Source organism: Lactobacillus leichmannii (genome assembly GCF_024701915.1).
In the GTDB taxonomy this organism is placed as follows: domain Bacteria; phylum Bacillota; class Bacilli; order Lactobacillales; family Lactobacillaceae; genus Lactobacillus; species Lactobacillus delbrueckii.
Map to the genome: position 1 here is coordinate 17,784 of NZ_QOCY01000020.1, position 16,673 is coordinate 34,456.

General features: G+C 47.4%; 14 protein-coding genes and 1 pseudogene. 4 read left to right on the top strand and 11 right to left on the bottom strand.

Features of this window, described 5'->3' with window-relative positions; all coding sequences use genetic code 11:
- Nucleotides 1-5: 5 nt before the first annotated feature.
- Complete coding sequence (locus DS743_RS01995; protein WP_035185278.1) at nt 6-881, bottom strand: LysR family transcriptional regulator; 876 nt, start codon at nt 879-881, stop codon at nt 6-8.
- A 118-nt stretch (nt 882-999) separates the two neighbouring features.
- Here DS743_RS01995 and DS743_RS02000 point away from each other — a divergent pair, with 118 nt between their 5' ends.
- Nucleotides 1,000-2,025 (top strand): YeiH family protein, encoded by a 1,026-nt coding sequence (locus DS743_RS02000; protein WP_035162587.1) that lies wholly within the window; start codon nt 1,000-1,002, stop codon nt 2,023-2,025.
- Between the two features lie 81 nt (nt 2,026-2,106).
- Here the strand turns inward: DS743_RS02000 and gltX are convergent, their stop codons facing one another.
- From gltX to DS743_RS02020, 4 genes are all read right to left on the bottom strand, one after another.
- Entirely contained in the window at nt 2,107-3,609 is a 1,503-nt protein-coding gene (gene gltX / locus DS743_RS02005) for a glutamate--tRNA ligase (protein WP_002876356.1), read from the bottom strand.
- A 144-nt stretch (nt 3,610-3,753) separates the two neighbouring features.
- A complete protein-coding gene (locus DS743_RS02010) occupies nt 3,754-4,590 on the bottom strand; it encodes an ABC transporter permease (RefSeq protein WP_072544154.1) in 837 nt (278 codons plus the stop codon).
- The gene (locus DS743_RS02015) at nt 4,590-5,288 is read right to left on the bottom strand and encodes an ABC transporter ATP-binding protein (RefSeq protein WP_025896191.1); all 699 of its coding nucleotides are present in this window, start codon (nt 5,286-5,288) and stop codon (nt 4,590-4,592) included. The genes DS743_RS02010 and DS743_RS02015 overlap by 1 nt, the downstream gene beginning before the upstream one ends.
- Nucleotide 5,289: 1 nt before the next feature.
- Nucleotides 5,290-5,658, bottom strand: a complete 369-nt coding sequence (locus tag DS743_RS02020; protein ID WP_035185276.1) for a GntR family transcriptional regulator — start codon at nt 5,656-5,658, stop codon at nt 5,290-5,292.
- Nucleotides 5,659-6,032: 374 nt separating this feature from the next.
- Between DS743_RS02020 and DS743_RS02025 the strand changes: the two genes are divergently transcribed.
- Nucleotides 6,033-7,652 carry a peptide ABC transporter substrate-binding protein gene (locus tag DS743_RS02025; RefSeq protein WP_035185273.1) on the top strand — a complete coding sequence of 540 codons (1,620 nt, stop codon included), beginning with the start codon at nt 6,033-6,035 and terminating at the stop codon, nt 7,650-7,652.
- Between the two features lie 131 nt (nt 7,653-7,783).
- Nucleotides 7,784-8,308: an NUDIX domain-containing protein gene (locus tag DS743_RS02030; protein WP_035185270.1), complete on the top strand. Its 525-nt coding sequence runs from the start codon at nt 7,784-7,786 to the stop codon at nt 8,306-8,308.
- Nucleotides 8,309-8,348: 40 nt separating this feature from the next.
- Here DS743_RS02030 and DS743_RS02035 read toward each other — a convergent pair whose 3' ends face one another.
- The 5 genes and pseudogenes from DS743_RS02035 to DS743_RS02060 form a co-directional block, all read right to left on the bottom strand.
- The gene (locus DS743_RS02035; RefSeq protein WP_035185268.1) at nt 8,349-9,569 is read right to left on the bottom strand and encodes an ATP-grasp domain-containing protein; all 1,221 of its coding nucleotides are present in this window, start codon (nt 9,567-9,569) and stop codon (nt 8,349-8,351) included.
- Complete coding sequence (locus DS743_RS02040; RefSeq protein WP_035185265.1) at nt 9,566-10,747, bottom strand: ATP-grasp domain-containing protein; 1,182 nt, start codon at nt 10,745-10,747, stop codon at nt 9,566-9,568. The genes DS743_RS02035 and DS743_RS02040 overlap by 4 nt, the downstream gene beginning before the upstream one ends.
- Before the next feature lie 14 nt (nt 10,748-10,761).
- Nucleotides 10,762-11,829, bottom strand: coding sequence for a hypothetical protein (locus DS743_RS02045; RefSeq protein ID WP_035185262.1), 1,068 nt, complete (start codon nt 11,827-11,829; stop codon nt 10,762-10,764).
- A 19-nt stretch (nt 11,830-11,848) separates the two neighbouring features.
- Nucleotides 11,849-13,050, bottom strand: a pseudogene (locus tag DS743_RS09235) (MFS transporter).
- Nucleotides 13,051-13,315: 265 nt separating this feature from the next.
- A complete protein-coding gene (locus DS743_RS02060) occupies nt 13,316-13,921 on the bottom strand; it encodes a M24 family metallopeptidase (RefSeq protein ID WP_231128272.1) in 606 nt (201 codons plus the stop codon).
- 195 nt (nt 13,922-14,116) lie between these two features.
- Here DS743_RS02060 and DS743_RS02065 point away from each other — a divergent pair, with 195 nt between their 5' ends.
- A complete protein-coding gene (locus DS743_RS02065) occupies nt 14,117-15,823 on the top strand; it encodes an RNA-guided endonuclease TnpB family protein (RefSeq protein ID WP_035185260.1) in 1,707 nt (568 codons plus the stop codon).
- A 277-nt stretch (nt 15,824-16,100) separates the two neighbouring features.
- On the opposite strand, the gene DS743_RS02070 is transcribed toward DS743_RS02065, so the two are convergent.
- The gene (locus DS743_RS02070) at nt 16,101-16,673 is read right to left on the bottom strand and encodes an aminopeptidase P family N-terminal domain-containing protein (protein ID WP_035185383.1); all 573 of its coding nucleotides are present in this window, start codon (nt 16,671-16,673) and stop codon (nt 16,101-16,103) included.

The following is a 16,673-nucleotide window of genomic DNA, read 5'->3' on the forward strand; positions in this document are numbered from 1 at the left end:
TTTTCTTATCTGCTTGCCTTCAGTTCCGCGCAGATCTGCTGGTGGCGGTTCGCGTAGAGGCTGTTCTTCTCCCAGATAAAGGTGAAGTCATGGCGGATCTGGAAGTCCCGCAAACTCAACTTCCGCAGCTTTCCTGCCTTTAAAAGGTCACTAACGGCAGTCTGGTACAAGAAAGAGACCCCGCAATTGGCCAAGAGCAGCTGGGTGATCATCTGCATGTTGCCGACCTGGACATACTGCTTGAAGTCGCTCAGTTCCTGCCCCTGGGCGCCTAAGCTGTCCTCCAGGATCTTCCTAGTCCCTGAGCCAGGTTCCCTGACCAAAAGGCGCTGGTCAAAAAGGTCAGCGATCTGGTCCGGCTCCTTGGCAAAAGACAAATCTGGCGAGCAGACGGCGATGAAGTCCTCGCTTTGGTAGCGCAGGCTGGCATAACCCCTGGCCGGGTCCCCTTCTATCAGGGCAAAGTCCAGGTCCCCCTCATCCAATTTCTTGGTCAAAAACTGGGTGTTGCCGTAGACTACTTCCACATTGGTTTGGGGATGGTCTTTTAAAAAGCGGCTGAGGGGCCTGGCTAAGGCGTATTCCCCAATGGTCATGGTTACCCCAAAGCGGACCGGCGGCAGGTCAGCCTGCTTGATTTCCGCTTTAAGCAGGCGCTCATCGCTCTGCATCTGCCGCATGGCCTGGCGGAGTTTCTCTCCCGCCGCGGTCAAGGTCAGTTTCTTGCCCTGGTAGCTGAAAAGCTTGACCTGGTACTCCTTCTCCAAATAGCGGATGTGCTGGGACACCGCCGGCTGGGTCACATGCAGGCGGTCAGCCGCCCGGGTGAAGTTCATGGTCTCACAGACCGTTAAAAATGTTTTGACGCGAAAATCCAGCATCCCCTGCCTCCTTACAATAATTCTGATTTATCGACAGACAATAATCTATAATTTTATTTTCTACCATTTTACTACTATACTAAAACATGTTCAAAAAATATCTGGAGGCAAAAAAGAAATGAATTGGATTAAAAAGAATCTGCCCGGCATCCTGGTCTGCCTGGCCATCGCTACCCCCGCCTGGCTCTTAGGCAAGACCCTGCCAGTCATCGGGGGCGCCGTCTTCTCCATCTTGTTTGGCATGGTCATCACCCTCTTTTGGGAAGAGAAGAAAGGCGCGGCCAGCGGGATCAAGTGGACGTCCAAGTATATCCTGCAAATGGCCGTCGTTCTCCTGGGCTTTGGGATGGACCTGCAGGTGGTCGTCAAGACCGGCCGCCAGTCCCTGCCGATTATCATCTGCACCATCTCGACCTCGCTCTTGCTCGCCTGGCTTTTGCACAAGTCTTTAAACATCCCCGGCAAGATCTCAACCTTGATCGGGGTCGGCTCATCCATCTGCGGGGGCAGCGCCATCGCCGCTACCGCCCCGGTTATCGACGCTGACGACGACGAAGTAGCCCAGGCCATCTCTGTTATCTTCTTTTTCAACGTCCTGGCCGCCATCCTCTTCCCAATCTTTGGCAAGCTCCTGGGCTTTGACCAGACTTCGGGGACTTCTTTCGGCATCTTTGCCGGGACAGCCATCAACGACACTTCTTCCGTCACTGCCGCGGCGGCAACCTGGGACAGCATGTTCCATTTGGGCAGCCAGACCCTGGACAAGGCCGTGACCGTCAAATTAACCAGAACCCTGGCCATCATCCCTATCACCCTGGCCTTAGGCTATTTCACCGCCAAAAAGGAGCAAAGGGACAACAGCTTCAGCTTGAAGCGGACCTTTCCTGCCTTCATCCTCTACTTTGTCTTGGCTTCCTTAATCACAACCTTTGCCCTGGCTAATGGAGTAAATGCCAATGTCTTCCTGCCTTTAAAGGAGCTGAGCAAGTTCATGATCATCATGGCCATGGCCGCGATTGGTCTTAACTCCAACATCGTCAAGCTGGTCAAGTCCGGGGCCAAGCCCCTCTTGCTCGGGGCTTCCTGCTGGGCCGGGATCACAGCCGTCAGCCTGCTTTTACAGCGGCTAATGGGGCTCTGGTAAAAAATAAAACAAACAATTTAATCGATTGCATCAAAAAAGGCTTTTACCGCTCGGTAAAAGCCTTTTCCTTTGTTCTTTAGCTTATTCGATGCCAGCTTCGCTAAGCTGCTTCAAGGTCAAGTCCAGGTGCTTCATGACCGTGTCCTTGCCCATCAATTCCATAGCTTCGCCGATGCCAGGGCCGACCATTGACCGGGTAGTAGCGATCCGGATTGGCATGAAGAGCTTGCGGCCCTTGATGCCAGTTTCCCTCCGGGTAGCCATGATAGCGTCCATGATCTTCTTGGCCGTGAAGTTGTCCAGCTTGTCCAGTTGCTTCTTGAATTCTTCAATCGCCGGACGAGCTTCGTCCTTCTTGATTTCTTCCACTTCTTCGTCAGTCAGGTATTCTGCTTCAGTGAAGAAAATCTTGCTCAAGTCAACGATTTGCTTGGTGTAGGACATTTGGTTGGCATACATGTTCACCAATTGTCTTACCCATTCTATCTTGCCTGGAGCCGGGTTAGCTTCAACCAAGCCAGCTTCTTGCAGGTTGTGCAGGGCCAGGTCCAAAAGTTCATCTCTGTCAGCCGTCTTCATGTACTGGTTGTTGACCCAGTCCAGCTTCTTTTGGTCAAAGGCAGCTGGGGACTTGGACAGACGGGCCGGGTCAAATTGCTTGATGAATTCGCGCTTGGAGAAGATTTCGCTTTCGCCAACTGGTGACCAGCCCAGCAAAGTGATGAAGTTGAACATGGCTTCTGGCAGGAAACCAAGTTCTCTGTATTGTTCGATGAACTGCAGGACTGATTCGTCACGCTTGGACAGCTTCTTGCCAGTAGCGGAGTTGATGATCAAAGTCATGTGGCCGAAGACTGGAGCTTCCCAGCCCAAAGCTTCGTAAACGCAAAGCTGCTTTGGCGTGTTAGAGATGTGGTCATCGCCCCGGAGCACGTGGCTGATTTCCATCAAGTGGTCGTCGACAACGACGGCAAAGTTGTAAGTTGGCATCCCGTCGCGCTTTTGGATGACGAAGTCACCGCCGATAGTGTCGGATTCAAAGCTCAAGTGGCCCTTAACGATGTCGTCCCATTCGTAAGTCACGCCTTCTGGAATGTGAATGCGGACAACTGGCTTCAAGCCCTTGGCCCGGGCTTCGTCTTGTGCCTGCTTGATTTCGTCAGTAGTCATGCCTTCGTATTCGTAGACATAGTGAGGAGCAATCCCCATGGCCCGCTGTTCTTCACGCTGGGCTTCCAGTTCTTCTTCAGTTTTAAAGGAGTAGTAAGCCTTGCCTTCTTCAAGCAGCTGGTCGATGTACTTTTGGTAGATGTCCTTTCTTTCGGACTGCTTGTAAGGGCCGTAGTCCCCGCCGATGTCCGGACCTTCATCCCAGTCGATCCCCAGCCAGTGCAGGTTTTCGATTTGAGATTCAGCCCCGCCTTCAACGTTTCTGGCGGTGTCAGTGTCTTCGATTCTCAGAACCAAAGTCCCCTTGTTGTGACGTGCAAACAGATAGTTAAACAGAGCAGTACGCGCGTTACCAATGTGCAAGTGGCCAGTTGGTGACGGAGCGTATCTCACGCGGATTTTCTTATTAGCCAAAATTATGCCTCTTTCTTACTATTCTTCAACTTATTAAGTTTACTAGCAATAAGGAAAAAATTCAATCTTTACCGGCAAATCGGGCCCTGACGACAAGCAAAAATGCCCACCAAAGGCAGGCATTTGTCACTTAATCTGATTTGCTTATTTCTTGGCTTCAACGCCCTTCTTGAAGACGAAGTATTCCGCTGCCCACAAGATGGCCACGTAGACCAGCTCAGCCAGCATGTAGAGCCAGCTGATGACCGGCAAGCCCAGGTCGGTCTGGGACGTGTGCAGGCCAGTATTGTCAATGACAAAGTTGAAGTCAAAGCCGGAATTTGAAACCATGCGGATGACCGCGCCCAAGATGCTGCTGCTGCCCCAGGACAAAAGAGCCAGAAGGGCCAGCAGGATAACTGCCTTGGCAAACTTGCTCGTTTTCCCCTTCAAAGGCAGGAAGTCCCCCAAAACGCTGGCTGATTCAGTGATGAGCAGCCAGAAGCAGATGCCGCCGGCAAAGCTGACCAGGGCAAACAAGGTCATGTAGAGCAGCCAGTTGCTGATGCTGGAGACGTAAGGCTGGAAAGTCGCCACTGCTTGCGAATCGATCCGCATCTCCCCGCCAAAAATAAATGGCAGCAAGGTAATTACGAATATCAAGAGGTTAGCTAAGGCAAAGATAACCGCGGTCACAAGCCCGGTCAGCACATTAGCCGTCAGGAAGTTGCCCGCTGTTACCGGCACTTGCCGCCAGGTCTGGGACCGGTTGATCCGGTAGGCCGTCATAATCACGTCAATTTGGTACCAGATGCCCACGCAGAAGATCACCGTCGCGGCAATCCCGATGCCAATACCAGCTGAGTCGCTGCCAAAGCCGTATCTGATACCAAAGTACAAGCTGATCAAGAGGATAAAAATTGCCTCGATGCCCAGGCTGAGCCAGGTCGTCCGGCTCTTTTCCTTGAACATGGCCGCGAAAGTCTGCTTAAAAGCGATCATTACTCTTCCCCCTCGTAAAATCCTTCATACCACTCTTCGATGCTTTCTTGTTCAGCCCGGATTTCTTCAGCACTGCGCTGCTCTAAAACTGAGTGCTTCTTGATCAAAACGACCTCATCGATCACCGGAGCGATTTCATCTAAGACGTGGTCGCTGATGACCAGGGTCGCCTCTTCCGGCTTCCAAAGCAGCATGGACTTGATAATCTTCTTCCGGCTCATGGCATCAACCCCGCTGAAAGGTTCATCCAGCAGGTAGAGCTTGGCCTTGCGGGAGAAGACCAGGGCGATGATTAATTTCTCCTTCATCCCCTTGGACAGGCTGCCCAGTCTTTCATCTTCATTCAAGTTCATGAATTCCAGAATATCAGCAAACTGCTTGTCGTCAAAGTCCGGGTAGACCAGGCGGTAAAAGTCAGCGACATCCTTGATCTTTCTGGAGTCGCGGAAGGCGGACAAGCTGTCGGTCATGGCGATGTACTGCTTGCGGCGGTCTTCATCTGCTTCCCCGCATACCTCCACGCTGCCCTTGTACTGCTTGGCCAGGCCCGCGATCACCCGCATCAAGCTGGTCTTGCCGGCCCCGTTGGCCCCGACTAAGGCCACGATCTTGCCGGCCTCCAAAGTCAAGTTAACTCTCTCCAAAATCGTCTTTGAATTCTTGTGGTAGCTTAAATCCTTAATCTCCAAAGTCTTCATGCTATTCCTCCCTTGTGTCATCTAAGTAGCTGGCCAATAGTCCAGTCAGGTTTTCCCTTTCGACTCCGAGTTTCTCCATCCGGCTGACGAAAGCCGCCAGCTCCTGCTTCAGCAATTTGCTCTTCATTTCCTCCAGGCGGCCTTCATCGGTCGTAACGAAGTTACCTTCGCCGCGTTTGGTAAAAATATAGCCCTTGGCCGTCATTTCTCTAAGTGCCCGCTGGACTGTATTGGCGTTGACCGTCAATTCAAGTGCCAGGGCTCTGACTGAAGGCAGCTTCTTGCCGGCCTGCAGCTTGCCCTGGGCGATCTGCAAGTAGATATAGTCTTCAATCTGCAAGTAGATCGGCAGGTTGTCTTTGAATTTCATTTGCACACCCCTTTGCCGTACTAGCTATCTAATACGCTGTTAGTGTATAACGGATCGGGCCTTTCGTCAAGGCAAAAACAGAGAAAAAGCAAAATTTTGTCCCTTTATCTTTGGCCTAGTTCTTTCCTATGCTTTTTACTTACCTTTCTTCCTTATAAACAATCAGCCAATTCTGCTTTTAAGTTAGACTAGACTGTTTTCTAGCAAATGAACTAATACTTAAAGTTATCTTTAATTACTTCACGGTTGCTTTAACAACAATTTCAGTCCCGTCTCATCTTCAGCTCATAGTCGCAAGAGAGCGTTTCTTTTTGTGTATTTTCTGTTAGACTACAATTAGTGTTTGATAATGTAAACTTTTCAAGGAGGACAACATGAAAAAGACTAAGACTTTTTTGGCTGCCGGCAGCATCTTGACGGCTGCATTAGCCTTGACGGCCTGCGGCGGCAACTCTTCATCTTCTTCATCTAACAAAAAGGAACTGAACTGGGAAGAATCAGCTGAAATTCCGACTATGGACCTGTCCAAGGCCACTGACTCTGCCAGCTTTACCCAATTGATCAACACCATGGAAGGTTTGTACCGGGCAAAGTCTGACGGCAGCCAGGAAAAGGCCATGGCAACTGGCGAAAAGGTATCCAAGGACGGGAAGACCTACACCTTCACTCTCCGTAAGGACAACAAGTGGTCAAACGGTGACCCGGTAACCGCGCAAGACTTCGTCTACTCATGGCGCAGAACGGTTGACCCAAAGACTGCTTCTCAATACGCTTACCTGTTTGAAGGCATCAAGAACGCCACCGACATCCAAAACGGCAAGAAGAAGCCGGAAACTTTGGGGATTAAGGCCGTTGGCAAGTACAAGCTGGTCGTAACCCTGGACCGGCGGATTCCTTACTTCAACAACCTGATGGCCTTCGGGAGCTTCTTCCCACAAAACGAAAAGGCAGTCAAGAAGTACGGCTCCAAGTACGGTACTGCCTCCAAGTACATGGTTTACAACGGGCCATACATTATGAGCGGCTGGAGCGGGTCAAGCTTGTCCTGGAAGCTCAAGAAGAACCCATACTACTGGGACAAGAAGAATGTCAAGCTGGACGCGGTCAACTACAGCGTGCAAAAGACCCCGTCAACTGCTTACAACCTCTACCAGTCAAACAAGCTTGATGCTGTAGCCCTGGACGCTGAACAAAGCAAGCAGCTTAAGAGCGTAAAGGGTTATGCTCTCTACCCACGTGGGACTACCTTCTACATCCAATTCAACCAGGCTAAGAACAAGTACCTGCAAAACGCCAACATCCGTAAGGCTCTTTCCATGGCTATTAACCGGGAAAGCCTGACCAAGGTCCTGGGCGGCAGCAACACTGTTGCTCACACCTTCACTCCAGCCAAGCTGACCACGGTTAACGGCAAGGACTACACCAGCCTGATTTCCAAGAGTGACGAAGCTTACACTTACTACAACAAGAAGGAAGCCCAAAAGTACCTTAAGCAAGGTATGAAGGAACTTGGCGTTTCCAAGCTGAGCTTCAAGCTTTTGTCAGACGACACCGATGGTGCCAAGAAGTCTACTGAAGCAATGCAATCAAACATCCAGGAAACTCTGCCGCAAGTCTCCATCACCACCCAGAACCTGCCATTCAAGACCCGTCTGGCTAGAACTAACGCGCTTAACTTCGACATGGTTGTTTCTGCCTGGGGTGCCGACTTCAACGACCCGATCTCCTTCCTGGACTTGCTGACTTCCACCAACGCCCAAAACGGCGGCAAGTGGTCCAACAAGGAATACGACAAGCTGATCGCGGCTTCAAAGACTACTGGCTCAGACTCTGAACGCTGGAGCGACCTGTCCAAGGCTGAAGGCATTCTGTTGAAGGACGTTGGTATTTCACCACTTTACTCAAGCACCAGTGCCTGGATTGTCCGTCCAGAAATCAAGGGCTTGGTAAACCTGCGCGACCACTGGGACTTCAAGTACGCTCACGTTAACTAGCGTCTGTCCCTAGAGACTAACAAACTGAATCACTGAAAATAGCAGACCACCTGGTCTGCTATTTTTGTACTTTAACTGTTTTTTTTGCTACAATTGAACTGATTTTTAAAGAGATTGGTGGCAGGCAAAAAATGTACAAAGTAGTCAAGAAAGAAACTATCAAGGTGGACCGCTTCACGGTCATTCAAGAGAAGGTGGCCAAGGACGGGCAAATCGCCCCATATTCCTACGTTACGATCGGCTTCGGGATTTCCATCATCCCCTTCGTTGATGATGACCACGTCTTGCTCTTGAAGGAATACCGGCATCCCGTTGGCAGCTGGCAATATGAATTCCCCAGCGGCGGCATTGATGAGGGAGAAGAGCCCAGTCAGGCAGCCAGAAGAGAGCTGCTGGAAGAAACGGGCTATGAGGCCAGCCATTTGACAGAACTCGGTTTCACCTACCCTTCTTTTGGTTCAACCAATGAGAAGATCACCCTTTTTGCCTGCCGGGCCACAAAAATGGCTCAGCCAAAAAGAGAGATTCTGGAAGAAATCAAGATGGAGATCGTCTCTGTCGACCAGCTGGAAGATTTGATCGTTAAGGGTGAATTCGCCCACGGGGCTGGCCAAGCAGCCTGGCTCAAGTGGCGGCTGCTTAATGAGAGAAGATAAGAAAAAGCAGGGAAGGCTATAAAATAGCCTTCCCTGCTTTTTAGCTGTATACTGCTGCTTTTTTCAGCCAGGCATCCAGATCCTTTAGTTTTTCTTCAACGGTCCTGCTGTCTTTTCCGCAAACGGAAATTGCCGCAAGGGCCTCTACGCTGCTGGCCGCGCCATTATAGGTCCGGCCAAGCTTAGCATATTGATAGTAGTCATAGACTTCCGGATTGGCTGCTAGCACGGCATCTGCGGCCGGCAATTTTTGCAAAATTCCCCGGCCAGGTTCAACCATCACAAAACCGCGAATCTCAGCTGACTTATACTCCTTGTCAAGGTCCACCTTATTCGGCAGGCCCAGATCCAGCCTCAGCAATTCTTGAATAGGACTAAAGCCCAGCCCTTGCTCAAGCTCTTGCAGAATCCGTCCTCCCCCCAATCTTGACCCGATCTCGCACAATGTTACCTCGCGGCCGTCGCAAAAGACTTCAAGATGAAAGAGATAGTTTTCCGGCGTATCCATTCCTTTGAGTAGGTCCGTCGCGTAAGAGCGGATCAACTTCTGTTCTGCCGCGGCCGGGTTTATCTGCACGCTTCCAACTGATTTACCGTCTTTCACTTCTAGTGTATTGGCAAAATACTTAGAACTGATCAAGTAGACAAAATGGCCTTGCTTTACAAAACCATCCACGTGATACAGGGGCCAGGGGATAAATTCTTCTGCCAAATAGCCACGAAGAATTTTATCAGCGGCCAGCCTTTCTAACTCAACATGATCATGAACTACAAAGGTATCCATCGACCCCATGCCGGCAATTGGCTTTAACACGAAGGGGAAGCCCAGCTTCTTTTCTGCCTCGATCAGATCAAACACGTTATCGACCGGCCAGTAACGGGGAACGGCTACGTGAGCTTGCTCAGCTGCCTTGACCATAGTTAATTTATTCCGGAATTCTTCCGCGCTCGTCAAGCTTTGCCCCAAGGTAACTTGGTATTTTTTCCGTAATTTTGCCGCAAAGATGATCTCTTCTTCAGAATAAGCATAAACGTAGTCGATCTGCTGGCCAAAAGTTTGACTGATCACGTAGTCAATATATTCTTCATTCCAGATCTTCAAGAAAACGAATTTGATGTTTTCTGGCAAAGTTTCTGGATAATTGTCACGGTGCCGTTCCATGGCAAAAATCAGATAGCGGTTATCCTTATCCCCGCTAATAGCATCGAAATAGTTAATATAGTTGTTGCTGATAGGGGCTAAAATTACAATCTTTTTCATCGGCAAACCTCATTAAAAGCCTTGTTGATTTTGGCGCTGACCATATCTGAAGCTGCTGCATCCTTGCTGGTATACTGGGCCAGAAAGAAGGCATCCCCGATAGATTCAGCTGCTTGCGACTGCACTCCTACAGGATGGTTTTGCTCGTAAGTGAAAAGGTCTGGGATTTTTTCCTCTAAACTTTCCATCATCGTCTTTCCATTAGTCAGCTGAACATAAGAGCTTGAGCAGACCCGCGGTGAAAGAGGCTGCTCCCAATCGATCTCTTCTGCACGCCCTTCTTGCATTTTCCAATATTCTTCCAGAAGATCGACGCCAAAGGACTGCTTAACCAATTTTGGAATCTTCGCTCCGCCAAAACGCTTGCCAACCTCGGTAAAGACAAAGCTCTGGTCTTTATCAGAATAAAACCATTCAAAGTGAAAAGGAGTAATGTCCCTTTCAACATTCAATGCTTGAAGTGCCTTCTGGCTTAAGGCAAACAACTTTTGTAGCAGCTGCTGATCTTGATAGTAAAGTGAACTGGTATGGAGGGTAAAATAACCAGTCTTTTTAAAATCGCTCAGTTTATTATTGTACTCATGGCTAAAGAAACGGGAATGACCCTGAAAATCAGTGTAGCCGTCAACGGTAAACATCCGGTCATAATGAACAAAACTTTCTACCAATAAATCTTTATCGCTCAGATAACCACTTTGATTCTTTAAAGAAGACAACGGCAGAGGCGCTTTAAAATAACTGATACCTTTGGTTGAGTCCGCGCGTCTTGGTTTGACCATCCCTTCATTAATGCTTTCAACTGCAGAATTTTCCGTTAATTCATAAAAATCCGGCTCGGTTACTTCCTGCTTTAAAACCGACCGCATATAGTACTTATCCTTGAACAAGACATCGCTCACGCCTGTTTTTCCAGGAACAAAGATTGCCTTTAGCACTCCCACCCAGTCCATGATTTCTTCTTGAAGGGTAAAGATATCCTCAATTTTTTCTCCTTCAGCCTGCTTTTGTTTAAAAATTGGATAGACGGTCTGAAAATCGATCCTTTTGACAGGAATAATCTGATTGATTTCCAATTCTAAATAGGCTTCTGTTTTAGTTTCTGGAACAACGAAGGAAATTCCCTGACTAGGACGAATGCCGACCACTTTGGGATTGTAGGCCCAAATAAAGTATTTCATTGCTGGCTCACCTCCTAAAAATCGTATTCGCTGTGCCAGTTTTGTAAAAAGTCACCATAATACTCATCCGGCAACCCTAAAGAGCTCTGTGCTACTTCTCTAGTTAAATTCTTTTTCTTAACAGTTTTAACTGCTGCCCAGTAATTTTTTTGCGTTTCCCGCAGATTTTCAGTAAAAATCGCCAAAATATCAGCAGAATATTTTTCAGCTTTTCCGATCTGCTCAACTACTGACACTAGCTCATCAACGTCATTGTTGACATAATAGACGTAGTAAAAATAGAGATGGCGTATCTTCCGCTTTACTTCACTATTAATTCCTTTGGCAGCTGGAAGGATCCCTAGAGACATGACTTTTAGCACGGTGCGAACATCATTAATAATCACATGTTGGTCTCTAGGTTCATTCGTATACTTAGCAACTGCAGCTTTCTCTGCTTGATATTTAGCCTCATCAAAGATGAAACGTTTATTTTCGGTCAACAAATCTATCAAGTTTTCTACCCAAATAGAATCAAGTTGTGAAGAAAAGTCACTTGAGTCATAATCGACCAATACAAAATCAACAACATTGATTGACCCAGTCTTAAACTTCATTCGTACTTTAATGTAATAGTGCTTTCCTGGTATATCCAACTTGCAGAGATATCTATCAGTTGTTTCAACTTCATTGAGCTTAAATTCAAATTTTCGTTGTGCAAAGTAATCATGCAAGATGTCTGGGTAGGTAATTTCTACTTCAGAAGCAGCAATTTGTGGGAATAGCTTTTCACGGCTGACTTCAATTAGCTGCTTAATCAAATCGATTTGATTGGATCGTTGATATTTTTGTACAGCATACGTCGTCTGATAATTCAGATTTAAAGGGTTCGTCAAATCTAGCGCGTTCAGTTTTCTGATTGTTGGCTGATATTTTACAAAGATGCTAGACATACTTTTTAAACTGTCGAAATTTCCTTCTGTATCTTGGAAAGGTGAGAAAGTGAAGTATCCATCATCAGGCCGTAAAAGCGGACTTTCAGGTAATTCTTCAACCTGCCATTTTTCCCGCAACATCCGAACAAATTTCTTATAGGTACTCATCTGCAGTAACACCCTAACTCTATTCTGCCCGCCGCTGATTCAGCGAATAAATTACACTGGCAAGGCCTGCTACAAACATCAGCAATCCCCCCAGCCACAAATAATCCACGCTGTCCTTTACGTCCATGACAAATTGGAAGAAAAAGGAACCGAGCGGCACGAAAATGATTGCCGCCGTAAAGACAATACTGAATACCCGGCCAATGTAAGTCATATCCGCGTTGGTCTGAATGTAAGTCATAAACTGAATGTTAAAAACCGAAACGCAGAAATTAAACAGGGTAATACAGATTATCGGCCCAAAAAGCCAATGACTAACTTGATACAGCGAACTCATCACCGCCAGCGGCAGTCCAGCCACAGCAATAATCCAGAACAGATACTTGCTGGATAATTCCTTCCGAATCAAATTTGAAGCCACTGCTCCCAGCAAGCCACCAACTGATTCAGCCGTTAAAAAGAAAGCATAAGCATTCTTGCTAAAAGCAAAACTGGCAAAAGGAAGAATCAATTCGTAACCTGCCAAAATAAAGTTGATTACGCTGGCAAAAACAATTACGATCAAAATATTTTTTCGGCCAGCAGATACTTAAATGCATCCTTGATCTTGCTAAAATTGCTTTGCTTAGCTACCGGCGGCTCTGTTTCAAACAAAATATCCAGCTGTCTGATCAACAAACCAGAAATAATAAAAGTAAGTCCGTCCAGCAGCAAAGCCATCTTACTGCCAACAAATTTAGCGATCACCATGGCAAGCACTGGGCCAGCAACCTTGATAGTTTGCTTGCAGCTTTCAAGCAAAGAATTGACCCGGCCAATCTGTTCTTTGCGGACAATTTCACCAAAGACCGCCTTATAGGCTGGATCTCTGATCGAAGACAGAACCGATAAAGCAATATTGACCGCAATAATTGCGTATAACAACCAAATAGAAGGAACAAACACTGCTAGCGCAATACACAAGAGACCGGCAATAATATCGCAAATCCAGATAATGCTCTTCCGCTGCTTCGTATCAGACAAGATTCCGCCTATAAAGTTGACGAAAACACTGACGATCGTTTCACTGCTCTGATACACTGCCATCCAAAAACTGCCGTTCCCCAGCTTCGATAGCCAGACAGAATTAACATAATCGAACAAGATGTCTCCAAGCTTGGAAATACTATTGCTTGTTACAAGCTTGACGGTATTAGCTAGCTCTCTTTCATTTAATTTCATTTTTCACCTCACTAGCACACCCCTTACCTTTTAGATTAAAAACATATTTAAAATAGTAGCATTTCTCATTGTATTGTCAATTAAATTTCGTTTTTTTAAGCTTCTGTCATTCAAGGTGATCGCCTACTTATCGCCAAATTTTTTCAGAGCTTTTCATTGCAATATACAGTCCGTATAAATTAGAGATTTGTTTGCTTGCTCTTTCTTTTTGAAAGAAAAAAGGCCATGCTCAAACACAAAAAGTGTTTGGGTATGACCAAATAGCTCACTTTTTAACTGTTTCCTTACAAAAGCAACAAATCTTTCCTGGTCTTGGTAAAGGGGTGGAAGCCGTCTTCACCCAGCCGCAGTCCTCGATTCTGACGCCGCCAACACCCGGCAAATAGATCCCCGGTTCAATGGAAAAGCACATCCCTGCTTCCAGCTTCTGCTTGCTTCCCGGCTCCAGATTCACCGGCTCATGGACCTGCATCCCAATCCCGTGACCCAAGCGGTGGGTAAAGTACTGCCCGTAGCCCGCTTCTTCGATAACCCCACGGGCCACCTGGTCCAGCTCACCTGCCGTCATCCCTGGTCTTGCCGCCTTAGCAGCCGTTTCCTGAGCTAACCGGACCGTCTCATAGATTTCCCGCTTTGCCGTGCTGATTTCGCCCAGGGCCACCGTCCGGCTGACATCTGAAGCATAGCCATCCTTCATGATACCCAAGTCAAAAATCACCATGTCCCCAGCTTGAACTCCCTTTTGGCTGGGCAGGCCGCTGATACTGGCCGCGCTTTCCCCGGCCTGGACAATCAATGGAAAGCTCAAGTCCCCCATCCCCTTTTTCTTCAGCTGGTAGTCCAGTTCAAGGGCCAGCTCGCTTTCACTCATCCCCTGCCCCGCTTTTAAAAGGGCAAGTCAGCAGCTGTAATAATATATAGTCAAAAATAGCAATTTAAGACTACTAATACTTATTTGTAGTCTTTTCTATTCTAGGTCATGTTATCAATGTATTTGGACGAGCTTCTGTGATATAATACAGCTAAACGCGAACATAAGATCGTAAGAAGAAAGTTGTTTCCCAAAATGACCAGAAAAAAGAGAAGAACTCAAACTAAGACAGTTAAAGCCTACACCGTAAAGTTAAATAGTAACAAACTAAAAGAATTGGATGAGCTGTTCACTGCTTACGGCAAATGCAGAGACTTCCTTTATTCACAGTTGTGTGGCATCAATCACATGACTGATGTTGCTAACTGGTATGGCCCTAGAGATAAAATCCGCGAGCATGACGGTGAAATCAAGAAAGCTCGCAAAGCGGTCAAAGACTGGAAAAAGATCTATAAGAAGAATAAAGCTCAAGGATTGAAGTCTCCCGATTCAAGAACGGTCAGACTCTCAAAGCAAAAGCTTCTGAGCGAGCAGTTTGGAATTCAAGGCCGGCATGTAACAGAAGCGGTTAAAGACGTGTGTATGAATCTCAATTCCATGTGGTCAAATCTTGGCTTGAAACTGAAAAGGATGGTTCAAGCTAACGATACATTGGCTAATGCTGAGCGCCAGTACCTCGATTACGTCTTCACTTCTCCATATTACTGGCAACTTATTCTGCAGAGACGTGAGAATGAAGCACAGCCAAATGCAGAAATGAGCCAATATCCTGCACTAAGAGCCGCTTTATCCGAGAAACAGCTTCGGCACTGCTTTGCATATATCAGACGCCTCACCAGAAAACATAAGCCCTACCCTCATTCAACGGCTGCACGATGCATGCTCTATGACGAAGTGATGTGGAAAGTTGTTGAAAAAGGCGGCTCAAACTACCTAGAAATCATGACGGCAAAATGCAGAAAGAAAAGGCAGTTTAAGCTGACAGGGCCATACTGCTATGCCAACAAGAAGAAACGCGGCGACATCCAGCTCATTCTTGATCGAGACAAGAAGCGGCTGGAAGTTCATCGTGCTATTAAAGCTGTTGCCCATAATCTCCGCAAGCCACAAAAGCAACTGGGTATGGACAAGGGATTGGCAACTCTCATTTCCTGCAGCAGTGGTCAAGAATATGGAGCAGGCTTCGGCAGATTGGTAGGTGCTGAAGTTGAGCGGATCAATGACCGCAATACAAATCGTAATGAGTACATCCAGTCAGCCAAGGAATTGAGAGAAGAAAAGTCTGCTTTGCAGGAAAAGTTAGCCAAGGATTATTTAGCTAAGACAAAGGAACGTATCAGACACCGCATTGGAAGTCTTGAGCGCCAAATTGCCCGTCTTGAAGAACACCATCTTGGTAGCAAACTTTACCACCGCCAACACGAAAGAAAGCAACGCAATATGGAGCGGGTGATAAACACAAGCATTAGACAGATGCTTGTGGCAGAAGATCCAGATGTTCTTGTTAAGGAAGATCTGACTTTTACTAAAGAGAAATTGCCTAAAGCATCAAACCGCTATGAAGCAAAAGTGAGACGAAAGTTATCGTCATGGACTAAAGGAAGACTGGATAAACGTATCGAGTATTTATGCGGCAGTCTGGGAGTTCAAACTATTGACGTTAATCCAGCATATACGTCTCAGTTCTGTCCAAGCTGTGGTGCGCATTTCAGTGAAAGAAAAGGCGCACATCATGAAACGGCTGTCTGTCCAAATTGTGGAGAAATGAACGCAAATACAGCAGCAGCGGTAAATATTTTGCAAAGAGCGGATGACAAAGAAATAACGAAATATATGCCATACAAGAATGTTAAGTTGATTCTTGAAGACCGTTACGCAAACAAACAGTTGGTGATGGCATAGTCTATCAATCAAAGCGTCACAAGCGTGGGTTCGTCCCTGCTTCAAGTCGTGGACTGGGCGCTGCCCTAGAGCTTCGGCACTAGGGAAACTTAGGACATATTCCTGCCCGTTTTGTGAGACTGAGTCTTCGGGCTTTGTTAAGCAAAATATGGCGAACTCTTTGACTGTGCGTATGATAAAAGTATCAGAAGCTAAGGGAAACTTTAGTGGAGGTACATACAACTGAGCGCACAAGGCATTTCCCCGCGAAAAAGCCTAAAAAATCTTCTAGCTTCAGCTAGAGGACAAGAATTTGTTCATTAGTGTTCACTTGAATATTAATGGATATGTTTTTGAATTCGGCAAAAGCCAAGTCCAGGGCCTGGTCAGCCAGCCTGCCAGCCGCCTGCAGCTTTTTTATTTCCGCCGGCGACTTGATCATCCGCTGTCTGGCCAGCCAGGAAGAGATGTCTGCTGCCAAATTTGCTTCCGGGAAAACTTCCTTAATCGCCCGGTAGTGGCTGAGGGTCACCGCCCGCGCTTCCAGGGCCCAAAATCCTTTTGGCCAGGCGGCCATCCTCTCTTTTGCCTTCTCCCATGGATTCTCCCCATCTTGGTAAAAGCAGGCCCGGTCCGCCCAAGAAGTCTGCTTGACTTCTCCTTCATTGATCGCCGGAACCAGCAAGAGGGCCTGGCCTGTTCTGGATACCAGCAGGGCAAAGACCCGCTCCTCCGTCCAGCTGCTGTAGCCCGTCAGGTAGGCAATGTCCACTGGCTCTGCCACATAGGCCAGGTCAATGCCTTTTTCATCCAAGTAGGACGTTAAGGCTGCCAAATGCTCTTCCCAGGTTAATTTTCTTTCTTCTTTCAT

What these genes read in the sequence shown, in the direction of transcription:
- DS743_RS02035 (WP_035185268.1), bottom strand. Translation starts at nt 9,569, where the DNA reads ATGAAAAAGATTGTAATTTTAGCCCCTATCAGCAACAACTATATTAAC.
- DS743_RS02040 (WP_035185265.1), bottom strand. Translation starts at nt 10,747, where the DNA reads ATGAAATACTTTATTTGGGCCTACAATCCCAAAGTGGTCGGCATTCGT.
- DS743_RS02015 (WP_025896191.1), bottom strand. Translation starts at nt 5,288, where the DNA reads ATGAAGACTTTGGAGATTAAGGATTTAAGCTACCACAAGAATTCAAAG.
- DS743_RS02025 (WP_035185273.1), top strand. Translation starts at nt 6,033, where the DNA reads ATGAAAAAGACTAAGACTTTTTTGGCTGCCGGCAGCATCTTGACGGCT.
- DS743_RS02000 (WP_035162587.1), top strand. Translation starts at nt 1,000, where the DNA reads ATGAATTGGATTAAAAAGAATCTGCCCGGCATCCTGGTCTGCCTGGCC.
- DS743_RS02030 (WP_035185270.1), top strand. Translation starts at nt 7,784, where the DNA reads ATGTACAAAGTAGTCAAGAAAGAAACTATCAAGGTGGACCGCTTCACG.
- DS743_RS01995 (WP_035185278.1), bottom strand. Translation starts at nt 881, where the DNA reads ATGCTGGATTTTCGCGTCAAAACATTTTTAACGGTCTGTGAGACCATG.
- DS743_RS02070 (WP_035185383.1), bottom strand. Translation starts at nt 16,673, where the DNA reads ATGAAAGAAGAAAGAAAATTAACCTGGGAAGAGCATTTGGCAGCCTTA.
- DS743_RS02045 (WP_035185262.1), bottom strand. Translation starts at nt 11,829, where the DNA reads ATGAGTACCTATAAGAAATTTGTTCGGATGTTGCGGGAAAAATGGCAG.
- DS743_RS02020 (WP_035185276.1), bottom strand. Translation starts at nt 5,658, where the DNA reads ATGAAATTCAAAGACAACCTGCCGATCTACTTGCAGATTGAAGACTAT.
- DS743_RS02060 (WP_231128272.1), bottom strand. Translation starts at nt 13,921, where the DNA reads ATGAGTGAAAGCGAGCTGGCCCTTGAACTGGACTACCAGCTGAAGAAA.
- DS743_RS02010 (WP_072544154.1), bottom strand. Translation starts at nt 4,590, where the DNA reads ATGATCGCTTTTAAGCAGACTTTCGCGGCCATGTTCAAGGAAAAGAGC.
- DS743_RS02065 (WP_035185260.1), top strand. Translation starts at nt 14,117, where the DNA reads ATGACCAGAAAAAAGAGAAGAACTCAAACTAAGACAGTTAAAGCCTAC.